The organism is Arthrobacter sp. RCC_34 (assembly GCF_041360795.1).
Taxonomy (GTDB): Bacteria; Actinomycetota; Actinomycetes; order Actinomycetales; family Micrococcaceae; genus Arthrobacter_E.
Genome location: NZ_JBFUPW010000001.1, coordinates 365,429 through 387,363, shown reverse-complemented (window position 1 = coordinate 387,363; position 21,935 = coordinate 365,429). Strand labels below are relative to the sequence as shown.

The window sequence follows — 21,935 nt, the reverse complement described above, 5'->3', positions numbered from 1 at the left end:
GCCCCGCTGCCGAAGCAGCGGGGCCTTCACACCGGCATCAGCCGGAAATCATCAGTCAGTGACTACTTGATGATCTTGGTCACACGACCCGAACCAACGGTGCGGCCACCTTCACGGATGGCGAAGCCGAGGCCCTCTTCCATGGCGATGGGCTGGATCAGCTCAACGCTCATTTCGGTGTTGTCGCCAGGCATGACCATTTCGGTGCCCTCGGGGAGGGTGATCACGCCGGTGACGTCCGTGGTGCGGAAGTAGAACTGCGGGCGGTAGTTCGAGTAGAACGGGTTGTGGCGGCCGCCTTCATCCTTGGAGAGGATGTAGACGTTGGCCTCGAAGTTGGTGTGCGGGGTGATGGAACCCGGCTTCACCACAACCTGGCCACGCTCGACATCGTCGCGCTTGAGGCCACGGAGCAGCAGACCACAGTTCTCGCCGGCCCATGCTTCGTCGAGCTGCTTGTGGAACATCTCGATACCGGTGACCGTGGTCTTCTGGACCGGGCGGATGCCGACGATCTCGACCTCGGAGTTGATGGCGAGGGTGCCACGCTCGGCGCGGCCGGTCACCACGGTGCCACGACCGGTGATGGTGAAGACGTCCTCGATCGGCATCAGGAACGGCTTGTCACGGTCACGAACCGGGTCCGGAACGGACTCGTCGACGGCGGCCATGAGCTCCTGGACGGAAGCAACCCACTTGGGGTCGCCTTCCAGAGCCTTCAGACCGGAGACGCGGATGACGGGAGCGTTGTCGCCGTCGAAGTCCTGCGAGGACAGAAGTTCACGAACTTCCATCTCCACGAGGTCGAGGAGTTCCTCATCCTCGACCATGTCGGACTTGTTCAGCGCGACCAGCAGGTAGGGGACACCAACCTGGCGGGCGAGCAGAACGTGCTCGCGGGTCTGAGCCATCGGGCCGTCAGTGGCGGCAACCACGAGGATTGCACCGTCCATCTGAGCAGCGCCGGTGATCATGTTCTTGATGTAGTCAGCGTGACCGGGGGCGTCAACGTGTGCGTAGTGACGCTTCTCGGTCTGGTACTCCACGTGGGAGATGTTGATGGTGATACCGCGCTGGCGCTCTTCCGGAGCAGAGTCAATGGAAGCGAAGTCGCGCTGCTCGTTGAGATCCGGGTACTGGTCGTACAGCACCTTGGAAATGGCGGCCGTCAGCGTCGTCTTACCGTGGTCAACGTGACCGATGGTGCCGATGTTGACGTGCGGCTTAGTCCGCTCGAACTTTGCCTTTGCCACAGGTTCCTCCTAGAACATTTTTCAAGTGACGTGCTGACTCTGCTACGGGTGTCGCGGCAGAACTTCTACAAGTCTACTTGGGGGCAGGGGTTTTGATGAAATTGCGGTTCAGGGGCCGGTTGGTCCCTGGGGCCTGAGTGTCGCGGCTCCCTCGGCGAGCTGCCGAAAGCCACGCGACGCCGGCGGGGAAAGCCCGAAGGCCTCCCCCACCGGGGTGCGACAACTTACTCGCCGCGGTTCTTCTGGATGATCTCGTCAGCCACAGCCTTGGGAACCTCGGCGTAGCTGTCGAAGGTCATCGAGTACACCGCGCGGCCCTGCGTCTTGGAACGCAGGTCACCGATGTAGCCGAACATCTCGGACAACGGAACGTTGGCACGGATGACCTTGACGCCTGCAGCATCCTCCATGGACTGGATCATGCCACGACGGGAGTTGAGGTCACCGATGACGTCGCCCATGTACTCCTCGGGAGTACGGACCTCGACGGCCATGAGCGGTTCCAGCAGAACCGGGTTGGCACGGCGTGCGCCTTCCTTGAACACCTGGGAACCGGCGATCTTGAACGCCATTTCCGAGGAGTCGACGTCGTGGTAAGCGCCGTCGATCAGGATGGCCTTCACACCCACCATGGGGTAGCCGGCCAGGATGCCGAACTGCATGGCGTCCTGGATACCTGCGTCGATGGAGGGGATGTACTCGCGCGGAACGCGGCCACCGGTGACCTTGTTCTCGAACTCGTAGAAGGTGCCGTCCGTGGTCTCGAGCGGCTCGAAGGAAACCTGCACCTTAGCGAACTGACCGGAACCACCGGTCTGCTTCTTGTGGGTGAAGTCGACCTTCTCAACGGCCTTCTTGATGGTTTCGCGGTACGCGACCTGGGGCTTGCCCACATTGGCCTCGACCTTGAACTCGCGGCGCATGCGGTCCACCAGGATGTCCAGGTGGAGCTCGCCCATGCCGGCGATGACCGTCTGGCCGGTGTCCTCGTTGAGGGAGACCTGGAAGGTCGGGTCCTCAGCGGAGAGCTTCTGGATGGCCGTGGAGAGCTTCTCCTGGTCACCCTTCGAGTTCGGCTCGATGGCCACGGAGATCACGGGCTCCGGGAAGCTCATGGACTCCAGCACGATCTGGTTGTTCGGATCGCACAGGGTGTCACCCGTGGTGGTGTCCTTCAGACCGATGGCGGCGTAGATGTGGCCGGCGGTGGCGCCCTCGACGGGCATCTCCTTGTTGGCGTGCATCTGGAAGAGCTTGCCGATGCGCTCCTTCTTGCCCTTGGTGGAGTTGACCACCTGGGCGCCCGCCTCGACGTGACCGGAGTACACGCGGACGAAGGTGAGCTGACCGAAGAACGGGTGTGCCGCGATCTTGAAGGCGAGAGCGGAGAAGGGCTCGTCAGCGCTGGGCTTACGGACCAGTTCCTCTTCCTCGTTGCGCGGGTTGTGACCGATCATATCGGGCACGTCCAGCGGGGACGGCAGGAAGTCGATGACGGCGTCGAGCATCGGCTGAACACCGCGGTTCTTGAAGGCGGAGCCACAGAACACGGGGTAGAGCTCGGAGTTGACGGTCATCTTGCGGATGCCGGCCTTGAGCTCCTCGAGGGTGATCTCTTCGCCCTCGAGGTACTTCTCCATGAGCTCTTCGGAGGACTCGGCGACGGTCTCCACGAGCTGCGCGCGGTATTCCTCGGCACGCTCCTGCAGATCAGCCGGGATCTCCTGGACCTCGTAGGAGGCGCCCATAGTCACGTCACCCTTGGCATCGCCGGGCCACACCAGGGCACGCATCTCGAGCAGGTCCACGACACCGATGAAGTCGTTCTCGGAACCGATCGGCAGCTGCATGACGAGCGGCTTGGCGCCCAGACGGCTGATGATGGTGTCGACGGTGAAGTAGAAGTCAGCGCCCAGCTTGTCCATCTTGTTCACGAAACAGATGCGGGGGACGTTGTACTTGTCAGCCTGACGCCACACGGTCTCGGACTGCGGCTCAACGCCTTCCTTGCCGTCGAAGACGGCGACGGCGCCGTCGAGGACGCGCAGGGAGCGCTCAACCTCAACGGTGAAGTCCACGTGACCGGGGGTGTCGATGATGTTGATCTGGTTCTTGTTCCAGAAGCAGGTCACGGCGGCAGACGTGATGGTGATGCCGCGTTCCTTTTCCTGTTCCATCCAGTCGGTGGTGGACGCACCGTCGTGCGTTTCACCGATCTTGTGGTTCACACCCGTGTAGAAGAGGATGCGCTCCGTAGTAGTGGTCTTGCCGGCATCGATGTGGGCCATGATGCCGATGTTGCGGACCTTGTTAAGGTCGGTAAGCACGTCCTGTGCCACGGTGTCTCCCTTTGAGATGGACAACACGTCCGCCGCCGACCGAGGAGGCCGGCGGCGGTTCGTGTGTTTTTACCAGCGGTAGTGGGCGAAGGCCTTGTTGGACTCGGCCATCTTGTGGGTGTCTTCGCGACGCTTCACGGCGGCGCCGAGACCGTTGGAGGCATCCAGGATCTCGTTGCGGAGGCGCTCGGTCATGGTCTTCTCACGACGGGCCTTGGAGTAACCGACGAGCCAGCGGAGGGCCAGCGCGGTGGCGCGACCCGGCTTGACCTCGACCGGAACCTGGTAGGTGGCGCCACCGACACGGCGGGACTTGACCTCAAGGCTCGGCTTGATGTTGTCCATGGCCTTCTTCAGGGTGGCGACGGGATCGTTGCCGTTCTTCTCGCGGGCACCTTCAAGGGCACCGTAGACGATGCGCTCGGCGGTGGACTTCTTGCCGTCCACGAGAACCTTGTTGATCAGCTGGGTGACCAGCGGGGAACCGTAAACCGGATCCGAAACGAGCGGCCGCTTGGGGGCCGGACCCTTGCGAGGCATATTACTTCTTCTCCATCTTTGCGCCGTAGCGGCTGCGAGCCTGCTTGCGGTTCTTCACACCCTGGGTGTCGAGGGCACCACGGACGATCTTGTAGCGAACGCCGGGGAGGTCCTTCACACGACCACCGCGCACCAGCACGATGGAGTGTTCCTGCAGGTTGTGACCCACACCCGGGATGTACGCGGTAACCTCGACGCCGCCGTTGAGGCGGACACGGGCGACCTTACGGAGAGCCGAGTTCGGCTTCTTCGGGGTGGTGGTGTAGACGCGGGTGCAGACGCCGCGGCGCATCGGGCTGCCCTTAAGGGCAGGAGCCTTGGTCTTGGAGACCTTCGGCGTGCGGCCCTTACGGACCAGCTGCTGAATAGTAGGCACTGTTCGTGTTCTCCATCATCTGGAGCGGCCGTTCCCAGCCGCTCCCCATTTGCTTTGCCCCGGCCTGTCAGTCTGCGGACCGAACCACAGGAACGCCAAGGCGAAGCACTTCAAAGAGATGCACACCCGGCCCCGATCCGAATAATCCGCAAGGGCCCCAGGCATGCAAAATCGTGGCATTCGTTGTGCAAGTTCCCCACAACATGGACGGTGTCCGCTGCCACGTAAATCAATCAGATCAACTGTACCACGGCGGCGACTGCTCCCGTGAATCGCGGGCGGCCTGCCGCTTGGCCGCACTCCCCTCTCCCCCGCCGCTCCCCGCCGGGTCCGACGACGACGGCGCCTGGCCGCCGTCGTCGGCCCCGCACCGGAAGTGCCGGGCACCTTGTCCTGAGCGCCGCGGCCCGCGGAAACGCGGGAGGGCCCCACCGGAATCCGGTGAGGCCCTCCCTGTCACGCATCAGATGCGCTGCGATCCTTAGCGGTAGTCGCCGCCGAGGTCGTAGTCATCCAGCGGGATGGCATGGAACTCGCTGCCACCGTCGACACCCATGGGGTCGTAGGAGAAGTCGCTGAACGAGGCCTGAGCGGAGAAGATGCTCGCCTTGGCCTCCTCCGTCGGCTCGACGCTGACATCGGTGTAGCGCGGCAGGCCGGTGCCGGCCGGGATGAGCTTACCGATGATGACGTTCTCCTTGAGGCCCAGCAGCGGGTCGCTCTTGCCTTCCATGGCCGCCTGGGTGAGCACCCGGGTGGTCTCCTGGAAGGAAGCGGCCGACAGCCACGACTCGGTGGCGAGCGACGCCTTGGTGATGCCCATGAGCTCGGGACGGCCGGAGGCCGGCTTCTTGCCCTCGGACACCACGCGGCGGTTCTCGCCTTCGAAGCGGCCGCGCTCGGCGAGCTCGCCGGGCAGCAGATCCGAATCGCCGGACTCGATCACCGTGACGCGACGCAGCATCTGGCGGACGATGACCTCCACGTGCTTGTCGTGGATGCCGATGCCCTGGCTGCGGTACACGCCCTGGACCTCGTCCACCAGGAACTTCTGCGCGGCACGGGGACCCATGATGCGCAGCACCTGCTTGGGGTCCACCGGACCCTGGACGAGCTTCTGGCCCACCGAGACGTGCTCGCCGTCGGCGACCAGCAGACGGGAACGGCGCAGGATCGGGTAAGCCAGCTCCTCCGTGCCGTCGTCAGGAGTGACGACGATGCGGACCGAGTTCTCACCCTCCTCGATGTTCACGCGGCCGGCAGCCTCGGAGATCGGGGCCACACCCTTCGGGGTGCGGGCCTCGAAGAGCTCCTGGATACGGGGCAGACCCTGGGTGATGTCGTCGCCACCGCCGGCGGACACGGCACCACCCGTGTGGAAGGTACGCATGGTCAGCTGCGTGCCGGGCTCACCGATGGACTGAGCGGCGATGATGCCGACAGCCTCGCCGATGTCCACGGTCTTGCCGGTGGCCAGCGAACGGCCGTAGCAGAGTGCGCAGGTGCCCACCGTGGACTCACAGGTCAGCACGGAGCGGACCTTGACCTCGGTGATGCCCGCGGCGAACAGCTCGGCGATGACGACGTCACCGCAGTCACTGCCACCGGCGGCCAGCACCTTGCCATCGGCGTCGACGACATCGACGGCCAGGGTGCGGGCGTAGGCGCTGTTCTCGACGTTCTCGTCCAGACGCAGCTCACCGTTCTCGTCGACCAGGGCGATCGGGGTCACCAGACCACGCTCGGTGCCACAGTCGGCCTCGCGGACGATGACGTCCTGCGAGACGTCCACCAGACGACGGGTCAGGTAACCCGAGTTGGCGGTACGCAGGGCGGTGTCAGCCAGACCCTTACGGGCACCGTGCGTCGCGATGAAGTACTCGAGCACGGACAGGCCCTCACGGTAGGAGGACTTGATCGGACGCGGGATGATCTCACCACGGGGGTTGGCCACGAGGCCACGGATACCCGCGATCTGACGGACCTGCATCCAGTTACCACGAGCACCGGAGGACACCATGCGGTTGATGGTGTTCATCGGGGACAGCGACTTGCGCATGACCGAGGCGACCTCGTCGGTGGCCTTGCCCCAGAGCTCGATGAGCTCCTGACGGCGCTCGTCCTCGTCGATCAGACCCTTGTCGTACTGGCTCTGGATCTTCGCGGCCTTCTCCTCGTAGCCCGCGAGGATCTCCGGCTTGGCGGCCGGGACCTCGATGTCGGACACGGCGACGGTCACACCGGAGCGCGTGGCCCAGTAGAAACCGGCGTCCTTGAGGTTGTCCAGCGTCGCGGCGGTGACGACCTTGGGGTAACGCTCGGCCAGATCGTTGACGATCCGGGAGAGCTCGCCCTTGTCGGCGACTGCCTCGACCCAGGGGTAGTCCGCGGGCAGGGTGTCATTGAAGATGACCTGTCCCAGGGAGGTCTCGACCAGCACCGGCTGACCCAGCTCCCAGCCCTCGGGGCCTTCCCAGCCTTCGTACGGTACGAAGTTGTCCAGGCGGATCTTCACCTTGGAGTTCAGGTGGAGTTCCCGCGCGTCGAACGCCATGATCGCCTCGGAGACGGAGGAGAAGATCCGGCCTTCACCAGCAGAGCCCACACGCTTGGTGGTCAGGTGGTAGAGACCGATGATCATGTCCTGCGACGGGAGGGTCACGGGGCGGCCGTCGGACGGCTTCAGGATGTTGTTCGAGGACAGCATCAGGATGCGCGCCTCAGCCTGGGCCTCGGGGCTCAGGGGCAGGTGCACAGCCATCTGGTCGCCGTCGAAGTCCGCGTTGAAGGCGGCGCACACGAGCGGGTGCAGCTGGATGGCCTTGCCTTCCACGAGCTGCGGCTCGAAGGCCTGGATGCCCAGACGGTGCAGGGTGGGCGCGCGGTTGAGCAGCACCGGGTGTTCGGTGATGATCTCTTCCAGCACGTCCCAGACCTGCGGACGGTAACGCTCGACCATGCGCTTGGCGCTCTTGATGTTCTGTGCGTGGTTGAGGTCCACGAGGCGCTTCATCACGAACGGCTTGAAGAGCTCCAGGGCCATCTGCTTGGGCAGACCACACTGGTGCAGCTTCAGCTGCGGGCCGACGACGATGACCGAACGGCCGGAGTAGTCGACGCGCTTGCCGAGGAGGTTCTGGCGGAAACGACCCTGCTTGCCCTTGAGCATCTCGCTCAGGGACTTCAGCGGACGGTTGCCCGGACCCGTGACGGGGCGGCCACGACGGCCGTTGTCGAAGAGATTGTCGACAGCTTCCTGCAGCATGCGCTTTTCGTTGTTGACGATGATCTCCGGAGCACCCAGCTCAAGCAGACGCTTGAGGCGGTTGTTGCGGTTGATCACGCGGCGGTACAGGTCGTTGAGGTCGGAGGTCGCGAAGCGGCCACCGTCCAGCTGCACCATCGGGCGCAGTTCCGGCGGGATCACCGGGACGGCGTCCAGGACCATGCCCAGAGGGCTGTTGTCCGTGGTGAGGAAGGCGTTGACGACCTTGAGGCGCTTGAGCGCACGGGTCTTCCGCTGGCCCTTGCCGTTCTGGATGATGTCCTTCAGCAGCTCGGACTCGGCAGCGAGGTCGAAGGTCTCGAGGCGCTTCTTGATCGCCTCGGCGCCCATGGAGCCCTCGAAGTACATGCCGTAACGGTCACGCAGCTCGCGGTACAGGCCCTCATCGCCTTCGAGGTCGGCGACCTTGAGGTTCTTGAAGCGGTCCCAGACCTGCTCGAGGCGCTCGATGTCGGCGTCCGCACGCTTGCGGACGTTCGCCATCTGGCGGTCGGCGGAGTCGCGGGCCTTCTTCTTGTCGGCGGCCTTGGCGCCTTCGCCCTCGAGGCGGGCAAGCTCGTCCTCGAGGTCGCGGGCGATCGCCGCGATGTCGGCGTCACGGGTGTCGATCAGCTGCTTCTTCTCCACGTCGTGCTCGATCTGGAGGTTCGGCAGTTCGGCGTGACGGTTCTCCTCGTCAACGCTGGTGATCATGTAGGCGGCGAAGTAGATGACCTTTTCGAGGTCCTTCGGCGCCAGGTCGAGCAGGTACCCCAGACGGGACGGAACGCCCTTGAAGTACCAGATGTGGGTGACGGGAGCGGCGAGCTCGATGTGGCCCATGCGCTCACGGCGCACCTTGGCACGAGTGACCTCGACGCCACAGCGCTCACAGATGATGCCCTTGAAGCGCACGCGCTTGTACTTGCCGCAGTAGCACTCCCAGTCACGGGAAGGACCGAAGATCTTCTCGCAGAAAAGACCGTCCTTCTCCGGCTTCAGAGTGCGGTAGTTGATGGTTTCCGGCTTCTTGACTTCGCCATAGGACCAGTCACGGATGTCATCCGCGGTGGCCAGGCCGATCTGCATGAGGCCGAAGGAAGATTCGCTGGACATGGAATCCTGTTCTCTCTTGTCTCTAAGTCTTGACTGTCAGGAAGAGGTGGGGTGCAGCGGCGGCCGGAGCCGCCGCTCCACGTCACTACACCTCTTCGACGGAACTGGGCTCTGCGCGGGACAGATCGATGCCCAGTTCTTCGGCAGCCGTGAAGACTGCGTCGTCAGAGTCACGCATCTCGATCGTGGTGCCGTCGGTGGAGAGGACCTCCACGTTCAGGCAGAGCGACTGCATTTCCTTGATCAGAACCTTGAAGGATTCGGGAACGCCCGGCTCCGGGATGTTCTCGCCCTTGACGATCGCCTCGTACACCTTCACGCGGCCGTGGATATCGTCAGACTTGATGGTGAGGAGCTCCTGGAGCGTGTACGCCGCGCCATAGGCCTCCAGCGCCCACACTTCCATTTCACCGAAGCGCTGGCCGCCGAACTGGGCCTTACCGCCCAGCGGCTGCTGCGTGATCATGGAGTACGGACCGGTGGACCGGGCGTGGATCTTGTCGTCCACCAGGTGGTGGAGCTTCAGGATGTACATGTAGCCCACGGAGATCGGGTCCGGGAACGGCTCGCCGGAACGGCCGTCGAACAGACGGGTCTTTCCGGAGGCGTCGATCAGACGGTCACCGTCACGGGTCACGTTGGTGGAGTTCAGCAGGCCTGCGATCTCCTCTTCACGTGCACCGTCGAACACCGGGGTGGCCAGGGTCTGGTTCGGCGCGGTCTCACGGGGCAGGTTCGGAAGGTTCTTGACCCACTCCGGCTCGCCCTCGATCTTCCAGCCGGTCTTCGCGACCCAGCCCAGGTGCGTTTCCAGCACCTGACCGACGTTCATTCGGCCCGGGACACCCAGCGGGTTCAGGACCACGTCGACCGGGGTGCCGTCCGCCAGGAACGGCATGTCCTCGATCGGCAGGATCTTGGAGATGACACCCTTGTTGCCGTGACGGCCGGCGAGCTTGTCACCGTCCGTGATCTTGCGCTTCGCGGCCACGTAGACGCGCACCAGCTGGTTCACGCCCGGGGGCAGCTCGTCGTCATTGTCGCGGTCGAAGACGCGGACACCGATCACGGTGCCGGACTCGCCGTGGGGCACCTTCAGGGAGGTGTCACGCACTTCGCGGGACTTCTCACCGAAGATGGCGCGCAGCAGGCGCTCCTCCGGGGTCAGCTCGGTCTCACCCTTCGGGGTGACCTTGCCGACCAGGATGTCCCCGGCCTCGACCTCGGCGCCGATGTGAATGATGCCACGCTCGTCCAGGCCCGCCAGGACCTCTTCGGAGACGTTCGGGATGTCACGGGTGATCTCCTCGGCACCGAGCTTGGTGTCGCGGGCATCGATCTCGTGCTCCTCGATGTGGATGGAGGACAGGACGTCCTCGGCCACCAGGCGCTGGGACAGGATGATGGCATCCTCGAAGTTGTGACCTTCCCAGGACATGAACGCAACCAGGAGGTTGCGGCCGAGGGAGAGCTCACCCTGGTCCGTGGAAGGACCGTCGGCGATGATGCCGCCGACTTCGAGGCGCTGGCCTTCGTCCACCAGAACGCGGTGGTTGTAGCAGTTGCCCTGGTTGGACCGGGAGAACTTGCCGATGCGGTAGCTCGTCTCGGTGCCGTCGTCGTTCAGCATGATCACGAGGTCCGCGGAGACCTCGGAGACCACGCCGGCCTTCTTGGCCACCACGACGTCGCCGGCGTCCACGGCTGCGGCGCGCTCCATGCCGGTGCCCACGAAGGGGGCCTCGGCGCGGACCAGCGGCACGGCCTGACGCTGCATGTTCGCACCCATGAGGGCGCGGTTGGCGTCGTCGTGCTCCAGGAACGGGATCAGGGCGGTCGCCACGGACACCATCTGGCGCGGGGAGACGTCCATGTACTGCACGTCCTCGGCCGGGATGAGCACGGGCTCGCCTCCACCGCCGCGCTCACGGACGAGGACGGTGTCCTCGGTGAAGCGGTTGTCGGCGTCCAGCGGCGCGTTGGCCTGGGCGATGACGACCTCGGCCTCGTCGTCGGCGGTCAGGTACTCGACCTGGTCGCTGACGACACCGTTGGCCACCTTGCGGTACGGCGTCTCGATGAAGCCGAACGCGTTGATGCGGCCGTAGGATGCCAGCGAGCCGATCAGACCGATGTTCGGGCCTTCAGGGGTCTCGATGGGGCACATGCGGCCGTAGTGCGACGGGTGCACGTCACGGACTTCCATGCCGGCACGGTCACGGGACAGACCACCCGGGCCAAGAGCCGAGAGACGGCGCTTGTGGGTCAGACCCGAGAGCGGGTTGTTCTGGTCCATGAACTGGGACAGCTGCGAGGTTCCGAAGAACTCCTTGATGGCTGCCACCACCGGGCGGATGTTGATCAGCGACTGCGGCGTGATGGCCTCGACGTCCTGCGTGGTCATGCGTTCGCGGACCACGCGCTCCATACGGGACAGACCCGTGCGGACCTGGTTCTCGATGAGCTCGCCCACGGCGCGGATGCGGCGGTTGCCGAAGTGGTCGATGTCATCGACCTCGACGCGCAGATCCACTTCCTGGCCGTCACGGACGCCCTTGATGGTGGTCTCGCCGGCGTGCAGTGCCACGAGGAACTTGATCATGGCCACGATGTCCTCGACGTGGAGGATGGAGGCCTCGCGGTCGGACAGCGGGCGGTCGATGCCGAGCTTGCGGTTGATCTTGTAGCGGCCGACCTTGGCCAGATCGTAACGCTTGGCATTGAAGTAGAGGTTGTCCAGAAGGTTCTGGGCGGCCTCGACGGTGGGCGGCTCGCCCGGACGCAGCTTGCGGTAGATGTCCAGGAGGGCTTCCTCCTGGGTCTGCGTGGCATCCTTCTCGAGCGTGGCGCGCATGGAGTCGTACTGGCCGAACTCCTCCAGGATCTGGCCTTCGGTCCAGCCGAGAGCCTTCAGCAGCACCGTGACGGACTGCTTGCGCTTGCGGTCCAGACGGACGCCGACCTGATCGCGCTTGTCGATCTCGAGCTCGAACCAGGCACCCCGGGACGGGATGATGCGGGCCGAGTAGATGTCCTTGTCACTGGTCTTGTCCGGGGACTTCTCGAAGTAGGCGCCGGGGGAACGGACCAGCTGCGAGACGACGACACGCTCGGTGCCGTTCACCACGAAGGTGCCCTTCTCCGTCATCAGCGGGAAGTCACCCATGAACACGGTCTGCTGCTTGATCTCGCCCGTGTTGTTGTTGATGAACTCAGCCTTGACGTACAGCGGAGCGGAGTAGGTCGCGTCGCGATCCTTGCACTCGGCCATGGTGTACTTGGGCTCGTAGAACTCCGGGTCGGAGAAGCTCAGGGACATGGTGCCCTGGAAATCCTCGATCGGGGAGATCTCTTCGAAGATGTCGGCCAGGCCGGACGTCGTGGCGACGGACTCGTCGCCGGCTTCGACAGCGGCGGCGACCTTGGCCTGCCAGCGCTCGTTCCCTACCAGCCAGTCAAAGCTGTCCGTCTGGAGTGCGAGCAGATTCGGGACGTCAAGCGGCTCGTGAATCTTCGCGAATGAGATGCGACGAGTCGCACCATCAGTGGTAGCGGTTTCATTGTTTGGGGTGCTCGAGGCGACCAAGAGGGTTCCTTCCACAGACCTTCGGGCTGAACAGCCCTCCCCCATTGAGTGTCCAAAGCGCACGACGCGTTTGGCACCACCCGACCGGGACCGCTATATGACCCGGGACCGTTGAGCGGCATAAGCACTCTTTGCTTAAATGCCACAGACACGACCAGCCCACCGCTATATGAAGGCCGAAGGTACAGAGGGAAGACGCAAATATCCACGATACAGGACAGAAACGAATATGTCTACCTCAGTCGCAGTGCCCGAGTCAAGCCGAGCCGGGGCCCGGCGAGCCGCCGTCAGCCCTCGGGGACCGTGATGTCCGCGACCGTCGCCCCGTACGCACGGATCAATTCGTCGGCGTCCACGAACAGGCTGTACCCGTGCGCGCCGGCACCCATGGCGATCCTGCGGCCCACGATCGACTCGTCCGCGACGACGGGCCAGTCGGTGGTGCTCCCGATGGGCGTGATGGTGCCCCGCACGAATCCTGTGGCCTCGAACGCCAGCTCCGCTTCCGGCAGCCGCAGCTTGTTCACCCCGACCACCGCGCGCAGCTTCGGCCACGAGATGGCACGGCCGCCCGGGACGAGGGCGAAGAGGTAGGTGCCGTCCGAGCGCTTGACCACGAGGGTCTTGACGATGCCCGACGGCGGGATGCCCAGCAGCGCCGCAGCCTCCGGAAGGGACCCTGCGGCGGGCCGTTCCCGGATCTCGATCTCCAGGCCACGCGCCGCGGCGGCCTCCCTCACGCGATCCTGAGGGTCCGCGGGCTCCTGGGAACCGGCCGTATCCTGGGAAGCGCTTCCGGCTGTGGACTCGGTCACGGGGTGCTCCTTCATCGCCTTCACTCCCTTGCTGTCCCCACCTGCTGTCCCCACCATCCTGGCAGGCCGGCGAAGAGGAGGCCACCACGCGATAGCCTTGGTGGAGAACCACACCACGGAAAGCGAAGGCCCATGTCCAGCACTGAAAACAACAATGACGTTGTCATCCTCGCCGCTGCCCGCACACCGCAGGGCCGGTTGAACGGACAGCTCGCCAGCAAGACCGCCGTCCAGCTCGGCAGCCACGCCATCAAGGCCGCCGTGGAACGCGCGGGGATCGACCCGGAAGATGTCGACGCGGTCATCATGGGACAGGTGCTCCAGGCGGGCGCCGGTCAGAATCCTGCACGTCAGAGCTCGGTGGGAGCCGGCCTCGGCTGGAACGTGCCCACGGTGACCCTCAACAAGGTCTGCCTCTCCGGGCTCACCGCCGTGATCGACGCCGCGCGCCTCATCCGCTCGGGTGAGGCCGACGTCGTCGTGGCCGGTGGTCAGGAGTCCATGACCCGCGCCCCGCACCTGCTGCCCGGTTCGCGGCAGGGCTGGAACTACGGCACCGTGCAGGCGCTCGATCACGCGGCGCACGACGGTCTCACGGACGCCTTCGACGGCCAGTCGATGGGCCTGTCCACCGAGAGCCTGAATCTCACGCTCGGCATCGACCGCCGCGCCCAGGACGAGGTCGCCGCCGCGTCCCACAACCGCGCGGCCGACGCCATCGCCGCGGGCGTCTTCGCAGAGGAGATCGCGCCGCTGAGCATCGCCCAGCGCAAGGGCGACCCGCTGATCGTGGACACCGACGAAGGGGTGCGCCCGGGGACCACCCTGGAAACCCTGAGCGGCCTCAAGGCCGCCTTCGCGACGGACGGGACCATCACGGCCGGGAACTCCTCGCCGCTCTCCGACGGCGCGTCCGCCCTCGTTCTCTCTTCCCGCAAGTACGCGGAGGACCACGGCTTGGACTACCTCGCCGTCGTGGGCAGCCCCGGCCAGGTGGCCGGCCCGGACAACTCGCTCCACTCTCAGCCGTCGCACGCGATCCAGGCCGCCCTCCGCCGGGCCGGCTGGGAGACCGGGGACCTGGACTTCATCGAGATCAACGAGGCCTTCGGCTCGGTGGCCGTGCAGTCGCTCAAGGACCTGGACTACCCGCTGGACCGCTGCAACATCCACGGAGGTGCGATCGCCCTGGGCCACCCCATCGGCGCTTCCGGCGCGCGCCTGGCTCTCCACGCGGCCTTCGAGCTGAAGCGCCGCGGCCACGGCAAGGCCGCCGTCGCCCTCTGCGGCGGTGGCGGTCAGGGCGAGGCTCTTCTGCTCTACCGCGACTGACTGCTCGACCGCGACTGATCCCGCATCAGGCCGTACGCGAGAGGCCGGCCGGGCACCCCAGTGATCTGGAAGTGCTCGGCCGGCCTCCGGCGTTAAGCGAGACTTGTCAGGCGGTGACGGTCAACGGCTGGCCGTTGACCACCAGCTTCCAGTCGTCGCGGGCGAAGACCGCGGGATCCAGGACACCGTGCTCCACGACGTAGTCGATCATGAGCTGACGGATCTCCTGCTGGCTGTTCGTCAGGACCGGGGCCTGGGTGACGCCCGGGAAGCTGCCGCCTCCGCTCTGGCGGTAGTTGTTGATCGCCAGGGCGAACTCCGCGCCATCCGCAACGGGCGCTCCCCCGTAGCTCAGGCCCTGGATGCGCTGACCCGCGGGACGGGCCACGTCGATGCTGTACTCCAGGGGTGCGTCCAGGCCGAAGACGATGTCGTAGTTGTAATCCGGGGTGCCCGCCGGAGCCAGTGCGGTGGGGGCGTTGGTCAGATCCGCGGCAGCCACCGTGGTGCCCGCGACGGTCTTGTAGTACGTCGCCGACCACTCCAGGTAGGCCTTGAGCTGGGCACCGGTGAGCTTGATGCTGAGCAGCGTGTTGTCGAAGATGTAGAGGCCCGCGATGTCACGGATGGTGAGCGGACCCGCGGCCACGTCGACCGAGCGGGAGAACGGCGCGGCGATCGACAGCACCGGCAGCCCGGCGTTCGGGCCGCCGGCCAGCTCGGCCTTGATCCGGGTCGCCTGGACGAAGTTGATCGCGTCGATGGCCGCGGTGTCCTCCCAGCAGGCCGTGGCCGTGGACAGCGGCGCCGTGGAGGACCCGATGGCGGTGTTCACGTACTTCACGGCCTCGCGGTGGGCCGAGGTGACGGCCTTGACGACGGCGGGATCCTCGGGTGCCGTCTTGGCGTCCAACAGGTGGGAGTGCGCGGTCTCGACCTTCCAGTGGCCCCGCTCCTTGACGAGGTCCAGATCGATGACGGACACCCGCATGCCCCAGCGCAGGGGCTCCGTGAGCAGCACCTGCCGCCCCGTGGCCGCGTTGGTCACGAATCGCTCCGGGATCTCCTGGTGCGCGTGGCCGACCAGGATCGCGTCGATCCCGGGCACCTGCTCGGCGAGCTGGCTCGAGGCGTTCTCTGGGAACGGCAGGGCGTCGCCATAGGAGGAACCCGGCGTCGCGCCGGAGTGACAGGAGACGATCACGACGTCCGCGCCGGCGGCGCGCACCTCGGGGATGACCTTCTTCGCCTCCTCGACGATGCCGTTGAAGTCGAGCTTGCCTTCCACATTGTGGCGGTCCCACAGAGCACAGCCCGGGGTCACGAAGCCCACGATGCCCACCGTCACCCAGCCGGCGGAGGTCCGGACCCGCTTGAGGACGTACGGGCTGAAGGCGCGTGCCGCGCGGCCGGCCACGTGGACGTTCGCGCCCAGGACGGGGAACGTCAGCTGGCGCTCCCAGGTGCGCAGGTGGTCGATGCCGTAGTTGAACTCGTGGTTGCCCAGCGCGACGGCGTCGTAGCCCACCGCGTTCATGGCGAGGGCCATGGGGTGCTTGACCGTGCGGGAAGCCGGGCGGATCTTGGCGAAGTAATAGGCGAGCGGGGTGCCCTGGATGGTGTCACCGGCGTCGATGGTCAGGGTGCTGGACTCACCGCGTTCGGCACGGACGGCCTTGATGAGCGACGAGGCCTGGGCGATGCCGATCTGGTTGCCCGCCTTGTCCGCATAGGCGGTGTCCTTGAAGTAGTCCCAGTTGAAAACGTTGTTGTGCAGGTCCGTGGTGCCGAGCACGGTCAGACGGAAGCGCTTGGCGCCGTGGCCGGGGCTCGCCTCTGCGGGCGCGGCGGCGAGAAGGGCTCCGGCACTGGAGCCCGCGACGACGGCGGCGCTCAGCATGGCGCGGCGGCTGACGGTGCTGGTTTCACTCATGGGTTACCTCTGCGGGGAGACGATGGGTTGACGCCCGGGGACCGGGCACGAGCGGCGGGCCGAGGGGCCCAAAGCGCCAGTCTAGGCCGCCGTCACAGCCCTGGGAAGGAGTTGTGAAACGATTCCTGAATTGTTCACCGGAGGTTACCGGCAGTCCTCGCGGGGCCGTCCCGCGCCGCGCTCCCCCGGCCCGGTTAACGCGGAAGGTCCCGCCCACCGAAGTGGACGGGACCTTCCCAGCAGACAGTCTCCCGATCCTCAGAGGATCGGGGAACCGACCAGCAGCAGGTGCTACTTGACGGAAACCGAAGCGCCGGCAGCCTCGAGCTGCTCCTTGGCCTTCTCGGCGGTCTCCTTGTTGACGCCCTCGAGGACGGCCTTGGGGGCACCGTCGACGAGGTCCTTGGCCTCCTTCAGGCCGAGGGAGGTCAGGGCGCGCACCTCCTTGATGACACCGATCTTCTTCTCGCCAGCGGCTTCGAGGATGACGTCGAACTCGGTCTTCTCCTCGGCCTCTTCAGCGGCGCCGCCACCGGCGGGGCCTGCAACGGCAACAGCTGCGGCGGTGACCTCGAAGGTCTCCTCGAACAGCTTGACGAACTCGGAGAGCTCGATGATGGTCAGTTCCTTGAAAGCTTCAATGAGCTCTTCGTTGCTGAGCTTCGCCATGATTGGCGTCCTTCCTGTAGTTGGTGCCTGCGCACCACAGTGTGTGGGTGGGGAGAAGAGACTCAGGCCTCTTCGGAAGCAGCCTCGGCCGGAGCCTCGGCAGGTGCTTCCTCAGCGGCGGGCGCCGGAGCGCCGTTCTCTTCTTCGAGCTTGATGCGCAGGGCATCAATGATGCGGGCAGCTGCGGCAGCCGGGGCCTTGAGGACACCGGCGACCTTCGCGAGCTGCAGCTCACGGGACTCGAGAGCGGCCAGTGCGGCAACTTCCGAAGCGTTCAGAGCCTTGCCCTCGAAGTAACCGGTCTTGATGACCAGCTGCTTGTTGGCCTTGGCAAAGTCCGTGAGGCTCTTCGCGGCAGCAACGGCGTCGCCCTTGATGAAGGCGATTGCGGTGGGGCCTGCGAGCTGGCCGTCGAACGCGTCGACACCGGCTTCCTTGGCTGCAATCGCGGTCAGGGAGTTCTTGACGACGGAGTACTTGGTCTCCGCGCCCAGGGAACGACGCAGCTCCTTGAGCTGTGCGACAGAGAGCCCGCGGTATTCGGTCAGGACAGCGGCGGTCGATTCGTTGAAATCGGTGGTGATCTCAGAAACTGCGGCCACCTTGTTCGGCGTTGTCATAACCCTCCTTCCGGGGAATCAGGCCGGTCAGGAAGGTCCTCGCTGCTCGCGGTGTGAGCCGCGCATCAGGTACTCAGGGGCACCAACAAAAAACGCCCCGCGCAGGCGCACGGGGCGTGGAAGATCAGACTTCTCGCTCGGTTCACCTGCGCCGGCCGCCCTTATGCTGAAGGGTCCTTCGATGGAGATCCACACGCCTCTGCACAGTGGCAGAGCACAGGGATATCCAACAACCGACGGTCTTTGGTGAATCCAGCTTACGGGAGACCCCGCCGGACGGGCAAATCGGCGTCCGCGCCTCAGCTCAGGTGCGGCTGGCGGAGGTCAGGCAACTGCTTCTGCCAGAGACCCGTCACCCCGGCGGTCCGGAACCCCAACTGCTGATTGACGGTGAGCAGATACCGGTTCTCCAGGGCGTTCCAGGTGTAGATCACGCGGACGTCCGGGAAGAGGTCCTGCAACTGCTGCATATTCGAGATCTTCAGCAGGAGGCCCAGTTTGTTGCCGCGGTGCGCGAGCCGCACATGGGTCTCATCCTGGAACACCACGTCCTGCCGCTGCGGCAGCACGCTGATGGTGGTGACGCCCACGAGGACGCCCGTCTCCACATGCTCAACGGCGGTGACCACCGTCCGCCGCCCCTGCGCCATGGCGATCTCCTCCGCACGGCGCAGCGCCTCCACGTCGTAGTCCTCCCAGACGTCGGCGGGCACCCCGGCATCCGCTGCAGCGGCGAGGGTGAGGTCCTCCGCGGAGGAGTCCAGCGCGGTCATGTCCGCCAGCCAGCGTTCGGGGCAGCGGTCCCGCCAGTGGTGCAGACGGTATCGGCCGTCGTTCGCGGCCTCGGCCTCCGCCATGAGCTGCCCCTCCAGCACCGTGTCCAGCGGCAGGGCACAGGAGCTGAACTGCTCGATCCGCTCCAGGGTGTACCCGCTGCGCTGGGCGAAATCCACGGAGCGGCTCGCGAGCGGCACGAAGCCCGGACCGCTGTCCGGCTGCAGGCTGTCCTCCGTGTCCCCGAGGCTGGCCGCGGGATGGTTCGTGTCGACCAGAAGGTGCCGTCGTCCCTCGGAGCGGGCGAACTGCTCCGCGGCGCGGATCAGGTCCCGGCCCACGCCACGGCCCTGGGCCTCCGGCAGGATGTCCAGGGTGAATTCCGCGACGTCGATGTCCCCCAGCAGAGGAAGCGAGATGTCCGCGACGCCGACCATCACGCCGTCCAGGGTGGCGGTCAGCAGCACCTGCCGCTCATAGGGGTCCCGCAGTTCGTAGAGCTTCTCCAGCGGGGTGTATGCGAGGTCGTCGGTCCCCCACGTGGCGAGCCGGACCCGCCGCGACACGTCCACGGCCGCCAGGAAGGCCTCGGCGTCCGGGCCGTCGAGGGTGTCCGGGATCCACAGCTGTTCGATCCTGATGCTCATGAGCCCTCCCCTGCAGCCGCGCGGCCGTCCAGATGGGCCTGCCACTGGCCGTCGTGACCGGCCGGGCGGAAACCCATCGCGATGTTTATAGCAAGCATGTGCTGATTCTCGTCCGCGTTGTACGTGTAGATCCTGCGCACCGCCGGGAACGCCTCCAGCAGCCGTTCGAAGTTGGCGGCCTTCATCCACTGGCCCAGCGCGTGCCCGCGGTGCCCCGGCAGCACCAGGGTGTTGTCCTGCTCCCCCACCTCAGGATGGTCCGGGAGGTACTCGAGCACGGAATAGCCGGCGAGCTCCCCCGTGAACCGGTGACGGGCCGCCGTGGTCACCGCGCGCACGCCGCCTTCACGGCGGCGCGCATCGATCTCACGGACGCGGTCGGCGTCGAAGACCTCCTCGCCCAGTTCCAGGCCGCCGAGCGGGACCTCCGTGGACATGCTCGTGGAGAGACGGACGAGATCCGCCACATGTTCTTCGGGTGTCTCGTCGAACCACGTGATCAGCTCATACGACTCCTCGGCCCGGGCGGCCGTCTCCTCGAGCAGCGTGTGGGCGGCGCGGCGGGATTCGTCGGACACCACGAGCACACTCGTCCGCTCCACCTGCACGAGCTCATAGCCACGACGCAGCGCGAACCGGACCGCCCTCGACGCCGCGGGGACGCTGCCGCTGCCGGTCGGCGGGAGGAGCCGCTCGCCGTCGTCGTCCGCAGTGCCCGTGGGATGTTCGGTGCCCATCTGGACCACGGTGCGGCCCTCACTCAGCGCCACCGCCTCCACGTGGTCAGCCAGGGCCCGGCCGAGACCGCGGCCCTCGAAGTCGGGGTGCACGCCGACGCTCAACCAGGCCGTCTCCAGATTGTCCTTGAGCGGCAGGTGGATCCAGGCGCGGGCCACCACACGGCCCTCGAGGCGCACGAAGTAGACCCGCAGCCGGGCGTACTCGGTGTCCCGCCACAGGATGAGGCGCGCGCGGTTCGGAGTGGCCAGGTCCAGGGTTCCGCGGGTCCGGAGCACGAGCTCATCGGTCAGCGCGCACACGTCCAGGAAGTCCCGGGCCTCGGGCGATTCCAGGGACTCCGGCAGGACCAGGCGCTCGATGCTGAAGGTGGGCTCCGTCATCTTCCCACCCTAACCCGGCGCCGCTCCGCCGGACCCGGGCCGATCACACTGCCGCCCGGGAACGCCAGAGGCCGCCCAGCGATGCTGAGCGGCCTCTGTCAGGGGTGGCCTCCGTCGTCAGACGGGACCTTGCAGGCGAAGCCTGCGAGGGGCGACTAGGCGCCGAGGACGACCTTGGTCACGTTCGGGTCCACGGAGATGCCCGGGCCGAAGGTGGTGGCCACGGTGGCCTTCTGGATGTAACGGCCCTTGGCGGCGGTCGGCTTCAGACGAAGCACCTCTTCCAGAGCAGCGGCGTAGTTCTCGGCGAGCTTCTCGGCGTCGAAGCTGGCCTTGCCGATGATGAAGTGGAGGTTGGAGTGCTTGTCGACGCGGAAGTCGATCTTGCCGCCCTTGATGTCGTTGACAGCCTTGGCGACGTCCGGGGTCACGGTGCCGGTCTTGGGGTTCGGCATGAGGTTACGCGGACCCAGGACCTTACCGAGACGACCGACCTTGCCCATGAGCTCGGGGGTCGCGACGGCGGCGTCGAAGTCGGTCCAGCCACCGGAGATCTTCTCGATCAGGTCGTCGGAACCGACGAAGTCGGCGCCTGCGGCCAGTGCGGCCTCAGCCTTGTCACCCGTGGCGAACACGAGGACGCGGGCGGTCTTACCGGTGCCGTGCGGCAGGTTGACCGTGCCACGGACCATCTGGTCGGCCTTACGGGGGTCGACACCCAGGCGGAAAGCCACCTCGATGGTCGCGTCGAACTTGGAGGGGTTGGTCTCCTTGGCCAGGGTGACCGCCTCGGCCGGAGCGTAAAGCTTCTCCGCGTCGATCTTGGCGGCGGCTGCCTCATATGCTTTGCTGCGCTTTGCCATGCTGCGTATTTCTCCTTGTGCAGTTGTGGTCTGCGGACCGCGCTCGGCCCTGCCACTGCCCCGTCATTGCACGGGACGTTATGAATTTCGAAGTGCCGGCGAACCGGCGGGTGGCCTGAGGCCGTGATTACTCGACCGTGATACCCATGGAGCGAGCGGTGCCGGCGATGATCTTGGCAGCAGCCTGGACATCGTTGGCGTTGAGGTCGGCCAGCTTGGCGGTGGCGATTTCCTCGACCTGTGCCTGGGTCAGCTTGGCGACCTTGACGGTGTGGGGGGTTGCAGAGCCCTTGGCCACGCCTGCGGCCTTCTTGATGAGCTCAGCAGCCGGCGGGGTCTTGGTGATGAAGGTGAACGAGCGATCCTCGTACACCGTGATCTCGACCGGGATGACGTTGCCGCGCTGGGATTCCGTCGCAGCGTTGTACGCCTTGCAGAACTCCATGATGTTGACACCGTGCTGACCAAGCGCGGGACCGATCGGAGGGGCCGGGTTGGCGGCACCTGCCTGGATCTGCAGCTTGATGAGGCCGGTGACCTTCTTCTTGGGAGCCAATGTAGGGTCCTTCTCTCAATTGCTTACTGAGGAACAGGAGTGCGCCTCAGCTGGGTGACCACCTTGGCGAGGTGGCCGGACGTTCCAGAACCGCTAAAGCAGCACGGTCCGGGAACGAAATCTCGGGGTG

At 65.8% G+C, this 21,935-nt stretch carries 15 protein-coding genes; 1 reads left to right on the top strand and 14 read right to left on the bottom strand.

Annotation, left to right across the window (positions count from 1 at the left end):
• Nucleotides 1-62 precede the first annotated feature (62 nt).
• The 7 genes from tuf to AB6732_RS01735 form a co-directional block, all read right to left on the bottom strand.
• Nucleotides 63-1,253 (bottom strand): elongation factor Tu, encoded by a 1,191-nt coding sequence (tuf, locus tag AB6732_RS01765; protein ID WP_066211563.1) that lies wholly within the window; start codon nt 1,251-1,253, stop codon nt 63-65.
• Nucleotides 1,254-1,477: 224 nt separating this feature from the next.
• Entirely contained in the window at nt 1,478-3,592 is a 2,115-nt protein-coding gene (fusA, locus tag AB6732_RS01760) for an elongation factor G (protein WP_370957800.1), read from the bottom strand.
• Nucleotides 3,593-3,661: 69 nt separating this feature from the next.
• A complete protein-coding gene (gene rpsG / locus AB6732_RS01755; RefSeq protein WP_066211568.1) occupies nt 3,662-4,132 on the bottom strand; it encodes a 30S ribosomal protein S7 in 471 nt (156 codons plus the stop codon).
• A gap of 1 nt (nt 4,133) precedes the next feature.
• Nucleotides 4,134-4,508, bottom strand: coding sequence for a 30S ribosomal protein S12 (gene rpsL, locus AB6732_RS01750; RefSeq protein ID WP_066211570.1), 375 nt, complete (start codon nt 4,506-4,508; stop codon nt 4,134-4,136).
• Nucleotides 4,509-4,989: 481 nt separating this feature from the next.
• A complete protein-coding gene (locus AB6732_RS01745) occupies nt 4,990-8,889 on the bottom strand; it encodes a DNA-directed RNA polymerase subunit beta' (protein ID WP_370957799.1) in 3,900 nt (1,299 codons plus the stop codon).
• 85 nt (nt 8,890-8,974) lie between these two features.
• Nucleotides 8,975-12,475, bottom strand: a complete 3,501-nt coding sequence (rpoB, locus tag AB6732_RS01740) for a DNA-directed RNA polymerase subunit beta (RefSeq protein WP_370957798.1) — start codon at nt 12,473-12,475, stop codon at nt 8,975-8,977.
• A gap of 287 nt (nt 12,476-12,762) precedes the next feature.
• Nucleotides 12,763-13,182, bottom strand: coding sequence for an aminoacyl-tRNA deacylase (locus tag AB6732_RS01735; protein WP_370959575.1), 420 nt, complete (start codon nt 13,180-13,182; stop codon nt 12,763-12,765).
• Nucleotides 13,183-13,422: 240 nt separating this feature from the next.
• On the opposite strand from AB6732_RS01735, the gene AB6732_RS01730 reads away from it, so the two are divergent.
• A complete protein-coding gene (locus AB6732_RS01730) occupies nt 13,423-14,622 on the top strand; it encodes an acetyl-CoA C-acetyltransferase (protein WP_370957797.1) in 1,200 nt (399 codons plus the stop codon).
• A 106-nt stretch (nt 14,623-14,728) separates the two neighbouring features.
• Here the strand turns inward: AB6732_RS01730 and AB6732_RS01725 are convergent, their stop codons facing one another.
• From AB6732_RS01725 to rplK, 7 genes are all read right to left on the bottom strand, one after another.
• The gene (locus AB6732_RS01725; RefSeq protein WP_370957796.1) at nt 14,729-16,555 is read right to left on the bottom strand and encodes a bifunctional UDP-sugar hydrolase/5'-nucleotidase; all 1,827 of its coding nucleotides are present in this window, start codon (nt 16,553-16,555) and stop codon (nt 14,729-14,731) included.
• A gap of 291 nt (nt 16,556-16,846) precedes the next feature.
• On the bottom strand, nt 16,847-17,224 hold the full coding sequence (gene rplL, locus AB6732_RS01720) for a 50S ribosomal protein L7/L12 (RefSeq protein ID WP_307497780.1): 378 nt from the start codon (nt 17,222-17,224) through the stop codon (nt 16,847-16,849).
• A 62-nt stretch (nt 17,225-17,286) separates the two neighbouring features.
• Nucleotides 17,287-17,844, bottom strand: coding sequence for a 50S ribosomal protein L10 (gene rplJ / locus AB6732_RS01715; protein ID WP_066211587.1), 558 nt, complete (start codon nt 17,842-17,844; stop codon nt 17,287-17,289).
• 299 nt (nt 17,845-18,143) lie between these two features.
• Entirely contained in the window at nt 18,144-19,265 is a 1,122-nt protein-coding gene (locus AB6732_RS01710) for a GNAT family N-acetyltransferase (protein ID WP_370957795.1), read from the bottom strand.
• Entirely contained in the window at nt 19,262-20,386 is a 1,125-nt protein-coding gene (locus tag AB6732_RS01705; RefSeq protein WP_370957794.1) for a GNAT family N-acetyltransferase, read from the bottom strand. The genes AB6732_RS01710 and AB6732_RS01705 overlap by 4 nt, the downstream gene beginning before the upstream one ends.
• 155 nt (nt 20,387-20,541) lie before the next feature.
• Nucleotides 20,542-21,249: a 50S ribosomal protein L1 gene (gene rplA, locus AB6732_RS01700; protein ID WP_066211592.1), complete on the bottom strand. Its 708-nt coding sequence runs from the start codon at nt 21,247-21,249 to the stop codon at nt 20,542-20,544.
• 127 nt (nt 21,250-21,376) lie between these two features.
• On the bottom strand, nt 21,377-21,805 hold the full coding sequence (gene rplK / locus AB6732_RS01695) for a 50S ribosomal protein L11 (protein ID WP_307497783.1): 429 nt from the start codon (nt 21,803-21,805) through the stop codon (nt 21,377-21,379).
• Between the last annotated feature and the right edge of the window lie 130 nt (nt 21,806-21,935).